An 18,255-nucleotide genomic window follows, 5' to 3' on the forward strand; every position below is an offset into this window, starting at 1 on the left:
GAGACGAGCGCGGCGCGCCCGGCGGCGAGGATCCGTAGGGCAAGGGGCGGCGGGGAGAGCCCCCACCGCCCCGCCGCGTCACATGTACCGCTTCAGCTCCCGCCGGGCCAGCGACCGCTGATGCACCTCGTCAGGTCCGTCCGCGATCATCAGCGTCCGCGCACCGGCGTACAGCTCCGCCAGCGGGAAGTCCTGGCTCACGCCACCCGCGCCGTGCAACTGGATGGCCCGGTCGAGGATGTCCACCACCGCCCGAGGCGTGGCGATCTTGATGGACTGGATCTCGGTGTGCGCGCCCCGGTTCCCGACCGTGTCCATCAGCCACGCGGTCTTCAGCACCAGCAGCCGCAACTGCTCCACCGTCACCCGCGCGTCGGCGATCCAGTTGTGCACCACACCCTGCTGCGCCAGTGCCTTCCCGAACGCGGTCCGGGCCACGGCCCGCTCGCACATCAGCTCGATGGCCCGCTCCGCCATGCCGATGAGCCGCATGCAGTGGTGGATCCGTCCGGGACCCAGTCGCGCCTGAGCGATGGCGAAGCCGCCGCCCTCCTCGCCGACCAGGTTGGAGACCGGCACGCGCGCGTGGTCGAAGATCACTTCGGCGTGACCGCCGTGGTAGTGGTCCTCGTACCCGAACACCCGCATGGCGCGCTCGACGGTGACGCCCGAGGTGTCGCGCGGCACCAGCACCATCGACTGCTGACGGCGGATGTCCTCGCCGTCCGGGTCGGTCTTGCCCATCACGATGAAGAGGGTGCAGTCGGGGTGCATCGCCCCGGAGATGTACCACTTGCGGCCGGTGATGACGTACTCGTCGCCGTCCCGCTCGATGTGCGTGGTGATGTTGGTGGCGTCCGAGGAGGCCACCTCCGGCTCGGTCATCGCGAACGCCGAGCGGATCTCACCGGCCAGCAGCGGCTCCAGCCACTGCTTGCGCTGCCGCTCGTCGCCGAACTGGGTGAGCACCTCCATGTTCCCGGTGTCGGGCGCCGCGCAGTTCGTCACCGTCGGCGCGAGCTGCGGGGAGCGGCCCATGATCTCGGCGAGCGGCGCGTACTGGAGGTTGGTGAGCCCGGCCCCGTACTCGGAGTCCGGCAGGAACAGGTTCCACAAGCCCTGCCTGCGGGCCTCGGCCTTGAGCTCCTCGACCACGGGCACGGTCTCCCACGGCGAGCCGAGCCGCTCGCGCTGCTCGTGCGCGACGGCCTCGGCCGGGTAGACGTACTCGTCCATGAAGGCGAGGAGTTTGGCGCGCAGCTCTTCGGTGCGCGCGTCGAAAGCGAAGTCCATGTGGATCAGCCCTCCTGGAGGCCTTCGTGGAGCGTGGTCAGTCCGTGCCGGACGAAGACGGGGACGAGATCGCCGATGCGGTCGAAGCCGCGGCCGACCGTCTGTCCCAGCGTGTAGCGGTAGTGAATGCCCTCGAGGATCACGGCGAGCTTGAACCAGGCGAACGCCGTGTACCAGGAGACCGCGGAGACGTCGCGCCCCGAGCGCGCGGCGTACCGCTCGATGAGTTCCGACGGCGCCGGGTGCCCGGGGGCCTCGGCGGTCGTGGAGACGGGGGAGTCGGGCATGCCCAGCGGCATGCTGTACATGACCAGCAGGCCGAGGTCGGTGAGCGGGTCGCCGAGCGTCGACATCTCCCAGTCCAGGATCGCCCGGATGGAGTCGTCCTCCCCGATCAGCACGTTGTCCAGCCGGTAGTCGCCGTGCACGACGGCCGCGGCGGGGGAGTGGGGCAGCTCACGGCCGAGGGCGGCGTGCAGCTCGTCGATGCCGTCCAGGTCGCGGTTGCGGGAGGCGTCCAGCTGCTTGCCCCAGCGCCGCAGCTGCCGGTCGAGGAAGCCCTCGGGCCGACCGAAGTCCGCCAGGCCCACCTCGCCCGGGTCGACCGCGTGCAGCTCCACCAGCGTGTCGACGAGGTTCAGCACCGCTCCCCGGGTCCGCTCGGGGCCGAGCGGGGTCAGCTGGTCGGCGGTGCGGTAGGGGGTGCCGTCGACGAACTCCATGACGTAGAACGGCGAGCCGAGCACCTCCTCGTCCTCGCACAGCAGCACCGGCTCCGGCACGGGCACGGCCGTCGGGTGCAGCGCGCTGATCACCCGGTGCTCGCGCTTCATGTCGTGCGCGGTGGCCAGGACATGGCCGAGCGGAGGCCGGCGCACGACCCACCGGGAGGTGCCGTCGGAGACCGCGTAGGTGAGGTTCGACCGTCCGCCCTCGATCAGCCGACCGGACAGCGGGCCGTTCACCAGGCCGGGCCGCTCGCGGTCGAGCAGGCCGCGCAGCCGGTCGAGATCCAGTCCGGGCGGATGGTCGGGGCTCATGCGTCGCTCCTACGGGCAGGTGAACAGTTCCCGACTCATGATGCCGACCGGTCGGTATGTCGTCCAGAGTGGGGCCGAAACGTGATCGGAGCCACGATAGGCCGACCGCTCGTCCCGGGAGGCGGCCGGGGAGGTTTCGACCGGTTCGTTCAGGCCATCCGGCTTGCGCGCCCCGCGACGACACCGGAAGGTCAAAGCCATGAAGGCCATCAGCTACTCACGGTACGGCGGTCCCGAGGTGCTGGCGTTCGGGGAGGTCCGCGACCCGAAGGTCGGCCCCGACGCGGTGCTGGTCAAGGTCCGGGCGGCGGCCGTGAACCCCGTCGACTGGAAGGCCCGCGAGGGATACCTCGACGGGATCCTCGCCCCCGTCTTCCCCGTGGTGCCCGGCTGGGACGTCTCGGGCGTCGTCGTACGGCCCGGGGTGGCCGTCTCGGAGTTCGACGTCGGGGACGAGGTCATCGGGTACGTGCGTGAGGACTTCCTCTCCCGTGGCACCTTCGCCGAGTACGTGGCCGCACCCCTGCGCACCCTCGCGCGCAAACCGCGCAACCTCTCCTTCGAGGAGGCGGCCGGGCTGCCGCTGGTCGGGCTCACCGCGTATCAGGTGCTCACGAAACTGCTGGAGGTGAAGCGGGGCGAGACCGTCCTGGTGCACGCCGCGGCAGGCGGTGTCGGCTCGGTCGCCGTGCAGCTGGGCGTCCATCTGGGCGCACGGGTGATCGGTACGGCGAGCGAGCCCAACCACGACTTCGTGCGGGGTCTGGGAGCCGAGCCGGTGGCGTACGGCGAGGGCCTGGGCGAGCGGGTGCGCGGACTGGCTCCGGAGGGCGTGGACGCCGTGTTCGACACCGTCGGCGGCGACGCGCTGAAGGTATCCGCGAATCTGCTGGCCCCCGAGGGCCGCCTGGTCTCCATCGCCGACAACGACGTGGTGACCTACGGCGGCCGCTACTACTTCGTCCGCCCCGACGCGGAGGACCTCCGGCGGGTGGCCGACCTGGCGGAGCAGGGCGTGGTGAGCGTGCACATCGACGAGACGTTTCCCCTGGAGCGGGCGGCGGACGCGCACCGGCTGAACCAGGAGGGCCGCACCCGCGGCAAGATCGTCGTGACGGTGGACTGGGAGAGCGACGGCGAGTGAGGGCCGCAGTGACCTGGTGTGCAGCGCCGGCGCCGCGGCAGGCGGCATTCGCCCTGCCGCGACGCCCGGCACGCTCCCCCGTTCTCGGCCGGGTGCGGGCGTCCTGTCTCGCCTGCTGACGGTCAGCCAGTCCTGATGGCCGGCAAGGCTGACCAGAGCCTGACAAAACCGTCACAACCGGCGTCACCGGTTCACTGAACGCCCGGCGGTCGTGTCGGCGCCGGCCGCGTCACTCCTGTACGAGCACAACGCCGGAACCGTCGACGGCGACGTCGGCCCCGACACCATCCGCGGCCTCCAGCGCTTCCTCGTCTTCAGGTTCCGCTCGACAGCGTCGAGGGGCGCGGTGGTGTCCCGGCCGGGTAGCGGGTGGGAAGTCGGCGTCCGCCTCCGGCCCCCGCCTGCCCGCGGCCCGGGAAGGCATTGACCTCCTCCAGTCGTGCTCTCGCCGCGAGCGTGCCCGAACTCCTCCCAGGTACAGGGTGGTTGGGCTGGGGCAGGCCATGATGGGATCATGGCAAATCCCGAGTTCATCCTCCGAGGAGTGCGCACGTGAGCGACAACCCGGTCGGCGGCACGGTCCTGGTGACCGGTGGCAGCGGCTTTGTCGCAGCCCATCTGGTACGGCAGTTGCTGGAGCGCGGCTACCGGGTGCGCACCACCGTGCGCAGCACGGCGAACGTCGCGAAGGTGGAGCCGCTGCGGGTGATGCGGGACGAGCACCCCGGCCGCCTCGACCTCTTCGAGGCGGATCTGCTCGCGGACGGCTCCTTCGACGAGGCGATGAAGGGCTGCTCCGTGGTCTTCCATGTGGCCTCGCCCTTCCTGATGCCGGAGAAGATCAAGGACGGCCGCCGGGACATGCTGGAACCGGCGCTCCACGGCACGCGCAACGTGCTCGCCGGCATCGACCGCACGGAGACCGTCGAGCGGCTCGTCCTGACCTCCACGGTGGGTGCGATCTTCGGCGACTACGTCGACGTCCTGCAGATGGACGACCGGATCCTGTCGGAGAAGTACTTCAACACCACGAGCACGGTGGAGAACAACCCGTACCACCACGCCAAGACCGTGGCGGAACGAGCGGCCTGGGACGCGGCGTCCGCGCAGGACCGCTGGAACATGGTCTCCGTCAACCCCGGCCTGATCCTGGGCCCTTCGCTCACCCCCGCCTCGGACTCCGGCAGCCTGTTCCTCCTGGACGAGCTGTTCAAGGGCTACTTCTTCTACGGCGCCCCCGATTTCAGCTTCACGACGGCCGACGTACGGGACGTGGCGGCGGCCCACATCGCGGCGGCGGAACGACCCGAGGCACACGGGCGTTACCTCGTCGCGGCACAGGAGATGACGTCGTTCCACCAGATGTCGACGATCCTGCGCACGCACCATCCCAGGAATCTCCGCCTCCCCCGCACCGCCCTCCCGCACTGGCCCATCCGCGTCCTGGGACCGGCCTTCGGCCTCAGCCAGGACTACATCCGCAAGCACCTCGGCATCCGCTTCCGCGTCGACAACCACAGAAGCGTCGAGGAACTCGGGCTCACCTACCGCCCGATCGAGGAGACGCTGCTCGACCACCACCGGTCGTGGCGCGAGCAGCGACAGCGGCGGCGGAGGACCCGGGGAGGGTCCGGCGGAGGCCGCCCGCCGCGGCGCTAGTGCCGCAGCGGGCGACGTTTGCCCCGTCGCGACGCCCGGCACGCTCCCCCGTTCTCGGCTTCGCTCGAACGGGAGGGGCCCCCACCGCCGCACCGGCCGAAAGCCCAAGTACGTCCAGGACGGACTTCCGGCCGGCCGCCGAGAGCACGCACCGGACGCCGCTCCTCCATGGGCAAACGTCGCCCGCCGCGGCACTAGAGGACGAGGGCGGCGCCGCAGGCCGCCATCGCCACCGTGCACACCACCGCCGCCGCCGCGTGCCGGGGCGCGAACGCCACGGGGCTCGACGCGGCGGCGAGGGTGCGGATCCGGCGGTGGGCGACGCCGAGGAAGCCCAGCCAGAGGACGCAGCACAGAGCGCACGAGACGACGGAGGCCGCCGACACCCCGCCGTGCAGCGCGGTCCTCACCGCGAGCACGGCGACGACCATGCCCGACAGCGTCGTACGCCGCCACGCGAGCCGGGTCCGCTCGGGCTGCAGTCCGGGATCGCGGTCGGGGTCCCGCCGCCGGGCGGCCGGGACGCTCACCCCTCCCACCCCACGAGCACCACCAGGACCATGGCGACCGCCACGACGGCGACGACGAGGCTCAGCAGGGCCGGGAACCGCGACACCGGCAGATCCTCACCCCGGCGCATGGCCCGCTCGCAGCGCACCCAGTGGTTGACGGCCCGCAGCGAGCAGAGCACGCCCGCCGCCAGCAGGGCGAGCGCCAGCCCGACCCGCCAGCCCCAGCGCAGATCCGGCAGGAACTGGTCCACGGCGAAGCCGCCGCCGATCAGCGCGAGCGCGGTGCGCAGCCAGGCGAGGAAGGTGCGTTCGTTCGCCAGGGAGAACCGGTAGTCGGGCGTCTCGCCGTCCTCCCGGACCTCGGCGGGCGCGAACCACAATCGGACGTTCCGCACGAACTCGATCACGTGCGCGACCCTACCCGGGAGCCCGGCCCGGCTCCGCGTCAGCCGGCCGACCGGAACGCCTTGAGCCGCTCGTACGCCGCCAGGCCGTCCGGCACCCACTCCCAGTCGTCCAGGCGCCGCTCGACCTCCTCCTCGGGCAGGAAGTCGTACCAGGCCACCTCTTCGGCCTGCGGCTGTACGGGGAGCTCGCAGCGGACCTCGTAGACCGCCGACCACCAGCTCTGTCCGGAGCCGTTGTCGTAGAGGAACGTGAAGAGGTGCCGGGGGAGGGGGAGGCCGGTCACGCCCAGTTCCTCCTCGGCCTCCCGCAGGGCCGCGGTGTCGTAGGACTCGCCCGCGCCGACGACTCCGCCGACGAACATGTCGTACAGGGAGGGGAAGACCAGCTTGCTGGGGGTGCGCCGGTGCACGAAGACGCGGCCCCGGGCGTCCCGGGCCTGGACGAACACGCAGCGGTGGCGCAGGCCCCGGGCGTAGACCTCGCCGCGCGGCAACCGCCCGACGACCCGGTCGTTCTCGTCGACGATGTCGAGGATCTCGTCAGCAGCGCTCATGCCCTCATCCAAGCAGGGCGCGTGCCCGTCGTGGGCCGGGGTCCGTCAGGGCGAGGCGGGGCTCACCGCGGGTACGGCCACCCGTGCCCGCTCCGGTGCCCCCTGCGGCATCGCCGGATGCAGACCCAGCAGCACGATCCCGGCGACCACGGCCAGCAGACCGCCGGCCTCCCAGCCCAGGGCCGCCGCGTCGGTGCGCAGCCGGTCGCCCAGGAAGCCGACACCGCAGACGATCCCGGCGAGCGGCTGGGCCGCGGTCAGGGCCGGCAGCGACGCGCGCAGGGACGCGGTCTCGAACGCGCTCTGCACGAGGACCAGTCCCGTGACGCCCAGCGCGAGCACCGCGTACGGCTCCCAGCCGGTGAGCAGCGCGGCGAGGCCGCCCTCGGAGACCTTCTGTCCGCTGACCCGGGTCAGCGCGTCCTGCACGCCATAGAGCAGCCCGGCGGCCAGTGCCAGCAGCACCGGGCCGGAGCTCAGCCGGGACCGCCTGCCGTGGGCCGTCAGCAGCAGGGCGAGACCGATCATGACCCCGATGATCACCCATTGCCGTACCGGATCGGACGTCGCGGCGCCGCCCTCCGGCCGGCCCGCCACGATGAACGCGGTCACCCCGCCCGCCAGCAGGAGGAGGCCGGCCCAGCCCTGGCGGCCCAGCGGCTGCCGGGTCTGTCGGCGGGAGAGGGCGAGCGCGAAGAGCAGGTTCGTCGCGAGCAGCGGCTCCACGAGCGACAGCTCGCCCTGCCCCAGTGCGGCGGCGCCGAGCCCCATGCCGACCACCATCAGCGCGATGCCGCCGAGCCAGCGCGGCACCTTCGCGAGGTCGATCAGCAGCCGGAAGGAGAGGAAGTCGCTCAGCGGGGCCCGCTGAGCCGCGTTCTGCTGGAGGACGAATCCGAAGCCCAGACAGCAGGCGGCGCCCAGGGCGAGCGCCAGAACTACAACCGACACGCGGTGTACCTCGATCGTCAGGTCGGGTCACGGTTGCGTAAGGGCCGACAGCACCGGCCGGCTCCGCCCGGCGCGCCCGTACGTCATGCCATCGTCGGGGGCGATGACAGCCGGCGCTATGACGTGGGTCACAAAGGGCGAAAGGGAAGAATCGGGTCACTGTCGCACTGGCCTCCCGCTGCTCTCCGGTCACAATACGCTCACGAGTAGCGGCAGTTGACGCGTGTAACGTCCTTGCGGCCCTTGACGGCGACCCTTGGCTGCGGCTTGGCTGTGTGTGATCAGTTCATGGCGCTGCGCTCACGCGCGCTCCCTCTGCCGCCGTGAGCCGGAACACAAGAAGAGCGCGTGAGGAAGTTCGCGGTGTCCCCACCCCCGCCTCCCCTCGGCCGTGGCCGCAGACGTGCGGCGCAGGCCTTCGACGAGGCCCTCGACGACGCCGACCTCGTGGCCGCTCGTGCCGCACTGGCACAGGGCCGCTGGCAGAGCGCCCGTTCCCTGCTGGCGCACACCGGCGACGACTGGGACCGGCGGGGCCACCGCGTCACCGTCCTCGCGCGTGAGTCCTACTGCGCCGCATGGGCCCGCGAGTGGCTGCTCGCCGAACCCGAGTCCGCCGACGCCTCCGTGCTGCTCGCCCTCGCCGAGGTCCGGCGCGTCCTGCACGGCAAGGCCAAGCCGGTCCGCGCCCGCGAGCACTGCCAGGCCGCCGCGGCCCGTGCCCCCGCCGATCCCACCCCGTGGCTGGGCCTGCTCATGCTGGAGTGCGCGGTCGGCAGCGACCAGGACGTGATCCGCGGCTTCGAAGCGGTCCGCGGCCGGTACGCCGACCACCACCACGCCCACCACCTGATGGTCGCCCGGCTCGCCGGCCGCCGCACCGAGGCCGGCCCGGACCCGCTGCACGAGGTCTACGACTTCGCCGGCTGGGCCGCCGAACAGGCACCCGCCGACTCCCCGCTCGCGATCCTGCCGGTCATCGCGCACGCCGAGCGTTACCGCGTGCTGGCCGCCGCCGGACACGAACCCGCCGACCCGGCCGCCTCCGGCCACTGGGCGGGGCGCCGCGCCCGGCAGGTCATGAAGGCCGCCTTCGACTGGTGGCTGGAGTGGGAGCTGGAGGGGCACCCGCGGCGGCTGGTCGACCTGAACTTCCTCGCCCATGCCAAGGTCTGCGAGGGACGGGGCGCCGAGGCCGCCGCCCTGTTCCACCGGATCGGCCGCTTCGCGACCCCGGCTCCCTGGTCGTACCCGGACCGCGACCCGCACACCGCCTTCGCCGCCGCTCGCGCCGGCGCGCTCGGCACGGCCTGACACCCCCGCCCCGAAGAGTGAGGACGCTCCCCCGATGACCACGGACAGTTCGAGAACGAGCCCAGCCGCCTCCGGCGGCATCAGTACGTTCAAGGGGCAGGAGCGCGCCCTGCGCGCCGACCGGCTCGGGACTGGAGGGCTGCTGCTCTCCGTCCTCGCCGCGACCGCCCCCCTCATGGTGGTCGCAGGTGTCATGCCCACTACATTCGCGGTGATGGGCATCGTCGGCCAGCCGCTGCTCTTCGTCCTCCTCGGCGTCGTCCTGATCCTCTTCAGCGTCGGCTACGCCGAGATGAGCCGCCACGTCCACAACGCGGGCGCCTTCTACGCGTACATCTCGCGGGGCCTCGGCGGCACCGCCGGCGCGAGCGCCGCCCTGGTGGCCCTCGTCGCCTACAACGCGCTCCAGGTCGGCATCTACGGAATCTTCGGCTTCGAGGTCTCCGGCCTCCTCGCCACCTACGCCGACGTGGACCTCGCCTGGTGGATACCGGCCCTCGTGGCCGCGCTCGCCGTCGGGCTGCTGGGCTGGCTCAAGATCGACGTCAACGCCCGCGTGCTCGGCGTACTGCTGGTCATCGAGGTGCTCCTGGTCGTCGTCTTCGACGTGGCCGCCCTCACCGACCCCGGCAAGGAGGGCCTGTCGCTGCACGCCTTCAACCCCGACACCCTCACCGGCGCCGGTGTCGGCACCGCCCTGTGCTTCTGCATCGCCGCGTTCCTCGGCTTCGAGCAGGCCCCCGTGTACGCCGAGGAGACCAGCCGCCCGCACGTCCTGGTGCCGCGCGTGATGTTCCTCGCCGTCGGCGGGGTCGCCGTCTTCTTCGCGCTGAGCTCCTGGGCCCTCACCGTCGCCACCGGGCCCTCCGCCATCGTCGGCACCGCCCAGAAGCAGAGCGCCGGACTGCTGTTCTTCCTCACCGAGTCCCGCCTCGGCGGCACCTTCACGGACGTCCTGCACCTCCTGTTCGTCACCGGCATGTTCGCCGCGCTGCTCAGCTTCCACAACGTCGTCGCCCGCTACGCCTTCGCCATGGGCCGCGAGGGCCTGCTGCCCGCCGCCTTCGGCCGCACCAGCGGCAGCAGCGGCGCCCCGGGCACCGGCTCGCTGCTCCAGACCGCCGTGGCCGTGGTGGTCGTCGCCGCCTTCGCGATCACCGACGACAAGCCGGCCGGTGACCCGACCGCGCCCGTACTGCACCTGTTCACCTGGTTCGGCAACATCGGAGCCCTCGGCGTGATCGTGCTGATGGCGGCGGCCTCGCTGTCGGTCGTCGTCTTCTTCGTCCGCCGCGGCGCCGCGGGCACCCAGGCCTGGCGGCTGGCCACCTCCGCGCTGGCGGGCATCGCTCTGCTGGTCATCGCCGGCTACACGGTGAAGGACTTCGAGGTGCTGGTCGGCGCCGGCCCCGACTCCTCGCTGAGCTGGGTGCTGCCCGGCATCATCGGCCTCGCCGCGCTCGCCGGCCTCGTCCTCGGCCTGGTGCTGCGCGCCCGCGCCCCCGAGAAGCACGCCCGGATCGGCCTCGGCAACGAGGCGTTCCAGCTGGACAAGGCGGCCTCCTCCTGACGAGGTCCGCGTAAGGGGTCCTTTCACTATGCCCGTCCGGGTCGCGCGGCCTGGCACCGCACCTCGCCGCGTTGCCGAAACGCCCTGGTAGCTCCGCTACGAGGGCTTCCCGGCGCCTTGCGATGCACGGCACCAGACCACGTGCCCTGATCGGACGCTCATAGTGAAAGGACCCCTAAGAAGTGGTTACGGAAATCTGACGGAGCACCCGCGATCCCTGTCGTACCGGGGCCGCGGGTGCTCGAATGGGCACGTGAACGAGGACGTACACCAGGGTGTGAACGACGAACACCCCGAAGAACGGGGCACCCCGATCGGCCGCCGCGTCTTCCTCGGCACCCTCGCCCTGGGAGCCGTCGGCGTGGTCGCCGCACCACCGCTGCAACGCGGCCTGGAGGGCTTCCTCGGCGGCGCGGCCGACAAGGACCCCACCGGCCTGACCGGCCTGCTCCCGAACGGCGGCGGCTTCCGCTACTACTCGGTCGCCTCGTCCGTCCCGCGCAAGAACGCCCGCGGCTACCGCCTCACCGTGGACGGCCTGGTCGACCGCCCCACCACCTACACCCTCGACGGCCTCAAGGCCCTGCCCCAGACCCGCATGGTCCGCGACGTCCAGTGCGTCACGGGCTGGCGCGTCCCCCACACCCCCTTCGAGGGCGTACGCCTGTCCCGGATCCTGGACGCGGCCCGGGTCCGCCCCACGGCCAAGGCCGTCCGCTTCACCTGCTTCGACGGCACGTACACCGAGAGCCTAACCCTCGACCAGGCCCGCCGCGCCGACGTCCTGGTCGCCCTGCGCATGCAGGACAAGGACCTAAGCCACTCCCACGGCGGCCCGGTCCGCCTCTACGTGGCGCCCATGTACTTCTACAAGTCCGCCAAGTGGCTCTCCGGCATCACCCTCACCGACGAGGTCCGGCCGGGCTACTGGGAGGAGCGCGGCTACGACGTCGACGCCTGGGTGGGCCGCTCGAACGGACGGGACGATGAGCCTACGAGCTGACGTGCCGCCGGCCACGGCCGATGTGCGCCGCTTCACCCCTGTGCAGCGCTGGACCCACCGCGCCACGGCCGCGCTGATGGGCCTCTGCGTCGTCACCGCGGCCTGCCTCTACATCCCCCAGCTCGCCGAACTCGTCGGCCGCCGCGCGCTCGTCGTCACCCTGCACCAGTGGTCGGGCCTCGCCCTGCCCGTCCCCGTCCTGGCCGGACTCGCCTCCCGCGCCTTCCGCGCCGACCTCGGCCGCCTCAACCGCTTCGGCCCGCACGACCGCACCTGGCTGCGCGCCGCCCTGCACCGCGACAAGTGCCACGCGTCGCGCCCCGCCGCCAAGTTCAACGCCGGCCAGAAGATCTACGCGGCCTGGATCGCCGGCGCCACACTGGTCATGCTCGCCACCGGCCTGATGATGTGGTTCACCCACCTCACCCCCATCCTCTGGCGCACCAGCGCCACCTTCGTCCACGACTGGCTGGCCCTCACCATCGGCATCGTCCTGGCCGGTCACATCGGCATGGCCCTGGCGGACCCGGAGTCCAGAAGGGGCATGCGCACGGGCAAGGTGAGCAGAGACTGGGCGAACCGGGAGCACTCCTTGTGGCGCCCGTGAGCACGTAGCCCTGAGGGTCCACCGTGGCCGCCGATGATCCGTCGGTCACGTCGCGCGCGGCCGTGTGCACCGGTCGCCGGCAGCTCGGCGGCGGCCTCGGCGAGCCGGTCGGGGCGGCTGCCCGTTCCGGACGATCGGGCAGCCGCCCCCGCCGGACCGCGCGCGGCGGCGGGCCCGATGCCCCGGCCGGAGCCGGTGACCAGGCCCGTACGGCCGCCGCTGCCGAAGAGGGGACGAGCCGTCATCACCGCGGCACACTAGATCACGAGGGACAACAGCAGGACGAGGCCGCCGGCGACCACCGAGACGATCGTCTCCATGACGGACCAGGTCTTGATGTTCTGGCCGACACTCAGCCCGAAGTACTCCTTCACCATCCAGAACCCGGCGTCGTTGACATGGCTGAAGAAGAGCGAGCCGGCGCCGATGGCGAGGACCAGCAGGGCGGCGTGCGTGCTCGACATGTCGGCCGCCAGCGGGGCGACCAGACCGGCCGCCGACACCGTGGCCACCGTCGCCGAACCCGTCGCCAGACGGATCACCACCGCGATCAGCCAGGCCAGCAGCAACGCCGGGATGGACCAGTTCTCGGAGACGTCCAGGACCATCCGGCCCACACCGGTGTCGATCAGCGTCTGCTTGAAGCCGCCACCCGCGCCGACGATCAGCAGGATGCCCGCGATCGGCATGAGGCTCTTCTCGACGAGCGGCGAGATCCGCTCCTTGGAGAAACCGGCGGGCCGCAGCAGCGTGAAGATGCCGACCAGCACCGAGACGAGCAGGGCGATCATCGGGGCGCCGATGACGTCGAAGACGCGCTGCACCGGGTTCTCCAGGTCGTCCACGACGATGTCGACCAGTGCCTTGGCGAGCATGAGGATCACCGGAAGCAGCACGGTGAAGAGCGTGGCACCGAACCCGGGGCGCTGGTCGAGCTCCCCGGAGGCGCGCTGCGGGATCATCTTCTCGGGGGCCGGCACGTCCACCCAGCGGGCCGCGTACTTGGAGAACACCGGACCGGCGATGATCACCGTGGGTATGGCGACGAGGACACCCAGCGCCAGCGTGATGCCGAGATCGGCCCCGACCGCGTCGATCGCGACCAGCGGACCGGGGTGCGGCGGCACCAGTCCGTGCATCACGGACAGACCCGCGAGCGCCGGAACGCCGATGCGCATCAGCGAGTAGTTGCCGCGCTTGGCGACCATCAGCACCACCGGGATCAGCAGCACGATGCCGACCTCGAAGAACAGCGGCAGCCCGATCACCGAGGCGATCAGCACCATCGCCCACGGCATCGACCGCCCGCCGGCCTTGGCGAGGATGGTGTCGACGATCTGGTCGGCGCCGCCGGAGTCCGCGAGCATCTTGCCGAGGATCGCCCCGAGGGCGATCAGCACACCGACACCGGCGACCGTGGCGCCGAGGCCGGCGCTGAAGCTGAGGAGCACCTTGTCCAGCGGCGCCCCGGCGATCGCTCCGAGTGCCAGCGACCCGATGGTCAGCGACAGGAAGGCGTGCAGCTTGAACTTGGTGATGAGCAGGACGATGACGGCGATGCCCGCCAGGACGGCGATGCCCAGCTGAGCGTGACCGGCCGAGGTTATCGGCTCGGGTGCGTCCGCTGCCAGCATCTCGACGCTGAGTCTGGTCACGGTGGTTCCCTTGCGTTGGGGAGGAGGGGAGGGGGGAGGGAGAAGGCGCCGCCGGGGGTTACCGGGAGGGATCGGGGAGGGCCGCCAGGGCGTGCGCCGCCCGTTCGGTGATCTCCTCCGGGCCGCCCGCGACATCCACGCCGATTCCCGCCTCGTCCGCTTCAAGGGGCTGGAGCGTGGCGAACTGGGAGTCGAGCAGTGCCGTGGGCATGAAGTGCCCCTGCCGGTGCGACATCCGGTCCTCGATCAGCGCCCGGTCCCCCGTGAGGTGCACGAAGACCACGCCGGGTGCCGCGGCCCGCAGCCGGTCGCGGTACGACCGCTTCAGCGCCGAGCAGCCGACCACCCCGCCGAGCCCGGCCCGTCCGTGCGCCCACGCGCCGATGGCGTCGAGCCAGGGCAGGCGGTCCTCGTCGGTGAGCGCGGTACCGGCCGACATCTTGGCGATGTTGGCCGGCGGGTGGAAGTCGTCGCCCTCGGCGTACGGAACGCCGAGCCGGGCCGCGAGCAGGGGACCGATGGTGGTCTTGCCGGTGCCCGCTACGCCCATGACCACGACGACATGGGGGGTGTTCATCGCTGCCTCACTGTCTGCTGTCCGAGGTCGACACCTGATGTCGACGCAACTGAAACCCATTAGGTATGACTAATTCAAGAGGTGGTGATGAATAAGTCTGACTTTATGGCTCCGTGATCTACCCCGTACGCTGAGTGCATGAGCACATCGGACCGGGGGCTGCACGGCCGCGTACTGGACACCCTCGGACCCGAGATCACGGCGGGTGAGTATCCGCCGGGCAGCGTCCTGCGGACGGACGAGCTCGCCCAGCGCTTCGATGTGTCACGCTCCGTGATGCGCGAGGCGGTCCGCGTCCTGGAGTCCATGTACCTGGTCGAATCGCGCCGCCGCGTCGGAGTCACGGTCCGCCCGAAGTCCGAGTGGAACGTCTACGACCCGCAGGTCATCCGCTGGCGCCTGGCGGGCGCCGACCGCCCCGGGCAACTGCGCTCCCTCACGGTGCTGCGCTCGGCGATCGAACCGGTCGCGGCCGGTCTCGCCGCCCGGCACGCCACATCGGAGCAGTGCGCGCGACTCACCGAGTGCGCCCTCGGCATGGTCGCCCACTCACGCGGCCACAAGCTGGAGGGGTACCTCTTCCACGACGTCGCCTTCCACCGCGTCGTCCTGGACGCATCCGGCAACGAGATGTTCGCCCGGCTCGGGGACGTCGTCGCCGAGGTCCTGACCGGCCGCACCCAGCACGACGTGATGTTCGAGGACCCGGACCCGGCCGCCGTCACCCTGCACGTCCAGGTCGCCGAGGCGGTCCGCGCGGGCGACGCGGTCCGGGCGGAGGACCTGACCCGCCAGATCACGGTCGGCGCCCTCCAGGAACTGGACATCCTGGCGCCGTAGCGGCTACGCCGGAAACTCCCCGTCCACGTACACCCAGGCACCGTCGACCCGTTCGAACCGGCTCCGCTCGTGCAGCGAACCGCCCCGGTACGACGCCCGGAACTCCACGCCGCCGGTGGAGTGGAACGCGGACCCGTCCGTCGTCCCCAGGATCTCCAAGCCGGTCCACCGCGTCCCCGGGTCCAACTCCAGCGCCTCGGGCCGCGTCCGCGGATGCCAGGTCCGCAGCAGATACCCGGCGTCCCCCGTCACGAAGGCGCAGTACCGCGACCGCATCAGCGCCTGTGCGGTCGGTGCGGCAGCCGCACCCGAGTGGTACCGGCCACAGCACGCCTCGTAGTCCTGGGGGAGCCCGCAAGGACAGGAACGCCTGGTCATGGTCACCTTTCCGCGGCAACGACCGAGGGCCGCGACCTCGCGGTCACGGCCCTCAGCTTCATGTGTCCGAGGGGGGACTTGAACCCCCACGCCCGATAAAGGGCACTAGCACCTCAAGCTAGCGCGTCTGCCATTCCGCCACCCGGACAAGGTGTCTGTCGCGCGGGTCCTCCCCGCGGCGACGACGTAAACATTACCAGGCTTTCCAGGGCGGCCGATCACCCCCCGTCCGCGCCCCGCGAGGCGTGAACGGGGGGTGACGGGCCGGGAGCGCCCTTGGGGTGCGGGAGCGGGAGAGGGAGGATGAGGGGGACCCACCAGCAGTGACAGCGGGAGGAAGCACGTGAGCGAGACGGACACGGCCAGGAGCGTCACCGGCGAGGACGAGGTCGTGGACCTCTGCCGCGAGCTGATCCAGATCGACACCAGCAACTACGGCGACCACTCGGGTCCGGGCGAGCGGAAGGCGGCCGAATACGTCGCCGAGAAGCTCGCCGAGGTCGGGCTCGAACCGCAGATCTTCGAGTCCCACCCGGGCCGCGCCTCCACCGTGGCACGGATCGAGGGCGAGGACCCCTCCCGGCCCGCGCTCCTCATCCACGGCCACACCGACGTCGTACCGGCCAACGCGGACGACTGGACCCACCACCCCTTCTCCGGCGAGGTCGCCGACGGCTGCGTGTGGGGCCGCGGGGCCGTCGACATGAAGGACATGGACGCGATGACCCTCGCGGTCGTCCGCGACCGGCTGCGCAGCGGACGCAAGCCCCCGCGCGACATCGTCCTCGCGTTCCTCGCCGACGAGGAGGCCGGCGGCACGTACGGCGCCAAGCACCTCGTCCGCAACCACCGCGACCTGTTCGAGGGCGTCACCGAGGCGATCAGCGAAGTGGGCGGCTTCTCGTTCACCGTGAGCGAGCAGCGCCGGCTCTATCTGATCCAGACGGCCGAGAAGGGCATGCACTGGATGAAGCTCACCGTGGCCGGCACCGCCGGGCACGGATCGATGATCCACCGGGACAACGCGATCACCGAGCTGTCCGAGGCCGTCGCGCGGCTGGGGCGGCACACGTTCCCGGTGCGGGTCACGAAGACCACCCGTGCCTTCCTCGACGAACTCGGTGACGCGCTCGGTACGGAACTCGACCCGGAGGACATGGAGTCGACCCTCGCCAGGCTCGGTGGCATCGCCAAGCTCATCGGCGCGACCCTCAGCAACACGGCCAACCCCACGCAGTTGGGCGCCGGATACAAGGTCAACGTCATCCCGGGCGAGGCGACCGCACACGTCGACGGACGCTTCCTGCCCGGACACGAGGAGGAGTTCCTCACCGACCTCGACCGGATCCTCGGCCCGAAGGTACGGCGGGAGGACATCCACGCCGACAAGGCCGTGGAGACCACCTTCGACGGGGCGCTCGTGGCGGCGATGCAGTCGGCGCTGGTGGCCGAGGATCCGACGGCCAAGGCGATCCCGTACATGCTCTCCGGCGGAACGGACGCCAAGTCCTTCGACGACCTCGGCATCCGCGGCTTCGGCTTCGTGCCGCTGAAGCTGCCGCCGGAGCTGGACTTCGCCGGCATGTTCCACGGAGTGGACGAGCGGGTGCCGGTGGAGGGCCTGCGGTTCGGCGTGCGGGTGCTCGACCGCTTCATCGACGCGTCCTGAGACCGCCCCTGCCGGCGGTGCTATTCGCTCGCACGTACGGAATCTACTGGGAAGAGTGAATGCGACGATAAGCTCGTAGCCGCATTACTCCCTCCTCGTTACAGGTAATGCGATCGCAAGATGGGTCGCATTGCCAACTAGGAGGAATAATGATCAAGAAGGTCGTCGCTGCTGCGGCTGCCACCGGTGGGCTGGTTCTCGCGGGCGCGGGCATGGCCGTCGCCGACTCGGGTGCCCAGGGTGCCGCCGCGCACTCCCCGGGTGTCCTGTCCGGCAACGTTGTCCAGGTGCCCGTTCACGTCCCGGTGAACGTCTGCGGCAACACGGTCTCCGTGATCGGGCTGCTGAACCCCGCCTTCGGCAACACCTGCATCAACCAGTGATGCTTTCCCCTCGCTGAGGGGGATTCCAAGCCATCGGTCCCGGAGCACATGCCATGCGCTCCGGGACCGAACGCTTCTTTCGAGGAATTCGAGAAGAATTCGAGACACAGTCGAAGGCAGGTATTCAGCAATGCGACAGGCTACCCGCAAGGGTCTGATGACCGTGGCGGCCGCGACCGGCGTGATCGCCGCCGCGGGCGGCTCCGCGCACGCCGACTCGGGCGCCCAGGGCGCCGCTTCGGGATCGCCGGGCGTGCTGTCCGGGAACTCGGTGCAGGCGCCGGTGCACGCGCCGGTCAACGTCTGCGGCAACACGGTCAACGTCATCGGGGTGCTCAACCCGTCGGTCGGCAACTCGTGCGCCAACCAGGGCGGTGGGTCGTCGTCGGGGGGATCCGGCGAAGAGGGTGCCCATGGCGGCTCGCAGGCGGGCGGTCACGCCACCGGCTCGCCTGGCGTCGGCTCGGGCAACCACGTCCAGGTGCCGGTGCACGTGCCGGTGAACGTCTGCGGCAACAGTGTCGATGTCATCGGGGTGCTCAACCCGTCGGTCGGCAACTCGTGCGCTAACCAGGGCGGTGGGTCGTCGTCGGGGGGATCCGGCGAAGAGGGTGCCCATGGCGGCTCGCAGGCGGGCGGTCACGCCACCGGCTCGCCTGGCGTCGGCTCGGGCAACCACGTCCAGGTGCCGGTGCAACG

19 protein-coding genes and 1 tRNA gene are annotated in these 18,255 nt (G+C 71.2%); 10 read left to right on the forward strand and 10 right to left on the reverse strand.

What is annotated here, in order from left to right; all coding sequences use genetic code 11:
• Positions 1-78 precede the first annotated feature (78 nt).
• Positions 79-1,293: an acyl-CoA dehydrogenase family protein gene (locus ABTX62_RS27110; RefSeq protein ID WP_352118657.1), complete on the reverse strand. Its 1,215-nt coding sequence runs from the start codon at positions 1,291-1,293 to the stop codon at positions 79-81.
• A 5-nt stretch (positions 1,294-1,298) separates the two neighbouring features.
• The gene (locus tag ABTX62_RS27115; RefSeq protein ID WP_352118658.1) at positions 1,299-2,333 is read right to left on the reverse strand and encodes a phosphotransferase family protein; all 1,035 of its coding nucleotides are present in this window, start codon (positions 2,331-2,333) and stop codon (positions 1,299-1,301) included.
• A gap of 199 nt (positions 2,334-2,532) precedes the next feature.
• Here ABTX62_RS27115 and ABTX62_RS27120 point away from each other — a divergent pair, with 199 nt between their 5' ends.
• Together ABTX62_RS27120 and ABTX62_RS27125 are read left to right on the forward strand one after the other, a co-directional pair.
• Positions 2,533-3,477 carry an NADP-dependent oxidoreductase gene (locus ABTX62_RS27120; protein ID WP_352118659.1) on the forward strand — a complete coding sequence of 315 codons (945 nt, stop codon included), beginning with the start codon at positions 2,533-2,535 and terminating at the stop codon, positions 3,475-3,477.
• A gap of 552 nt (positions 3,478-4,029) precedes the next feature.
• Positions 4,030-5,136, forward strand: a complete 1,107-nt coding sequence (locus ABTX62_RS27125; RefSeq protein ID WP_352118660.1) for an NAD-dependent epimerase/dehydratase family protein — start codon at positions 4,030-4,032, stop codon at positions 5,134-5,136.
• A gap of 194 nt (positions 5,137-5,330) precedes the next feature.
• On the opposite strand, the gene ABTX62_RS27130 is transcribed toward ABTX62_RS27125, so the two are convergent.
• The 4 genes from ABTX62_RS27130 to ABTX62_RS27145 are packed head-to-tail and all read right to left on the reverse strand — an operon-like array spanning position 5,331 to position 7,560.
• On the reverse strand, positions 5,331-5,666 hold the full coding sequence (locus ABTX62_RS27130) for a DUF202 domain-containing protein (protein ID WP_352118661.1): 336 nt from the start codon (positions 5,664-5,666) through the stop codon (positions 5,331-5,333).
• Entirely contained in the window at positions 5,663-6,055 is a 393-nt protein-coding gene (locus ABTX62_RS27135; RefSeq protein WP_283971701.1) for a YidH family protein, read from the reverse strand. Before ABTX62_RS27135 ends, ABTX62_RS27130 begins: the two co-directional genes overlap by 4 nt.
• A gap of 38 nt (positions 6,056-6,093) precedes the next feature.
• On the reverse strand, positions 6,094-6,609 hold the full coding sequence (locus ABTX62_RS27140) for an NUDIX hydrolase (protein ID WP_352118662.1): 516 nt from the start codon (positions 6,607-6,609) through the stop codon (positions 6,094-6,096).
• Positions 6,610-6,654: 45 nt separating this feature from the next.
• Complete coding sequence (locus ABTX62_RS27145) at positions 6,655-7,560, reverse strand: DMT family transporter (protein ID WP_352118663.1); 906 nt, start codon at positions 7,558-7,560, stop codon at positions 6,655-6,657.
• Between the two features lie 363 nt (positions 7,561-7,923).
• Here ABTX62_RS27145 and ABTX62_RS27150 point away from each other — a divergent pair, with 363 nt between their 5' ends.
• The 4 genes from ABTX62_RS27150 (at position 7,924) to ABTX62_RS27165 (ending at position 12,054) form a co-directional block, all read left to right on the forward strand.
• The gene (locus ABTX62_RS27150) at positions 7,924-8,874 is read left to right on the forward strand and encodes a hypothetical protein (protein WP_352118681.1); all 951 of its coding nucleotides are present in this window, start codon (positions 7,924-7,926) and stop codon (positions 8,872-8,874) included.
• A gap of 34 nt (positions 8,875-8,908) precedes the next feature.
• Positions 8,909-10,444 (forward strand): APC family permease, encoded by a 1,536-nt coding sequence (locus ABTX62_RS27155; protein ID WP_352118664.1) that lies wholly within the window; start codon positions 8,909-8,911, stop codon positions 10,442-10,444.
• A gap of 277 nt (positions 10,445-10,721) precedes the next feature.
• Positions 10,722-11,447, forward strand: a complete 726-nt coding sequence (locus ABTX62_RS27160) for a molybdopterin-dependent oxidoreductase (protein WP_352118682.1) — start codon at positions 10,722-10,724, stop codon at positions 11,445-11,447.
• The gene (locus tag ABTX62_RS27165) at positions 11,431-12,054 is read left to right on the forward strand and encodes a cytochrome b/b6 domain-containing protein (protein WP_352118665.1); all 624 of its coding nucleotides are present in this window, start codon (positions 11,431-11,433) and stop codon (positions 12,052-12,054) included. The genes ABTX62_RS27160 and ABTX62_RS27165 overlap by 17 nt, the downstream gene beginning before the upstream one ends.
• A gap of 257 nt (positions 12,055-12,311) precedes the next feature.
• On the opposite strand, the gene ABTX62_RS27170 is transcribed toward ABTX62_RS27165, so the two are convergent.
• Together ABTX62_RS27170 and ABTX62_RS27175 are read right to left on the reverse strand one after the other, a co-directional pair.
• Positions 12,312-13,709, reverse strand: coding sequence for a GntT/GntP/DsdX family permease (locus ABTX62_RS27170; protein WP_352118666.1), 1,398 nt, complete (start codon positions 13,707-13,709; stop codon positions 12,312-12,314).
• Between the two features lie 58 nt (positions 13,710-13,767).
• The gene (locus ABTX62_RS27175; RefSeq protein WP_352118667.1) at positions 13,768-14,286 is read right to left on the reverse strand and encodes a gluconokinase; all 519 of its coding nucleotides are present in this window, start codon (positions 14,284-14,286) and stop codon (positions 13,768-13,770) included.
• A gap of 138 nt (positions 14,287-14,424) precedes the next feature.
• Between ABTX62_RS27175 and ABTX62_RS27180 the strand changes: the two genes are divergently transcribed.
• Positions 14,425-15,126 carry a FadR/GntR family transcriptional regulator gene (locus ABTX62_RS27180; protein ID WP_352118668.1) on the forward strand — a complete coding sequence of 234 codons (702 nt, stop codon included), beginning with the start codon at positions 14,425-14,427 and terminating at the stop codon, positions 15,124-15,126.
• 3 nt (positions 15,127-15,129) lie between these two features.
• On the opposite strand, the gene ABTX62_RS27185 is transcribed toward ABTX62_RS27180, so the two are convergent.
• Both ABTX62_RS27185 and ABTX62_RS27190 read right to left on the reverse strand, forming a co-directional pair.
• A complete protein-coding gene (locus tag ABTX62_RS27185; RefSeq protein ID WP_352118669.1) occupies positions 15,130-15,504 on the reverse strand; it encodes a YchJ family protein in 375 nt (124 codons plus the stop codon).
• Positions 15,505-15,567: 63 nt separating this feature from the next.
• Positions 15,568-15,652, reverse strand: a tRNA-Leu gene (locus ABTX62_RS27190).
• Positions 15,653-15,847: 195 nt separating this feature from the next.
• Between ABTX62_RS27190 and ABTX62_RS27195 the strand changes: the two genes are divergently transcribed.
• The 3 genes from ABTX62_RS27195 to ABTX62_RS27205 form a co-directional block, all read left to right on the forward strand.
• Positions 15,848-17,173: a M20/M25/M40 family metallo-hydrolase gene (locus ABTX62_RS27195; RefSeq protein WP_352118670.1), complete on the forward strand. Its 1,326-nt coding sequence runs from the start codon at positions 15,848-15,850 to the stop codon at positions 17,171-17,173.
• Positions 17,174-17,322: 149 nt separating this feature from the next.
• Positions 17,323-17,556, forward strand: coding sequence for a chaplin ChpH (gene chpH / locus ABTX62_RS27200; RefSeq protein WP_352118671.1), 234 nt, complete (start codon positions 17,323-17,325; stop codon positions 17,554-17,556).
• Between the two features lie 130 nt (positions 17,557-17,686).
• On the forward strand, positions 17,687-18,255 hold a 569-nt coding region (locus tag ABTX62_RS27205; protein WP_502998016.1), incomplete at its 3' end, for a chaplin family protein.

It is taken from the genome of Streptomyces sp. NPDC096046 (assembly GCF_040303285.1).
Taxonomy (GTDB): Bacteria; Actinomycetota; Actinomycetes; order Streptomycetales; family Streptomycetaceae; genus Streptomyces.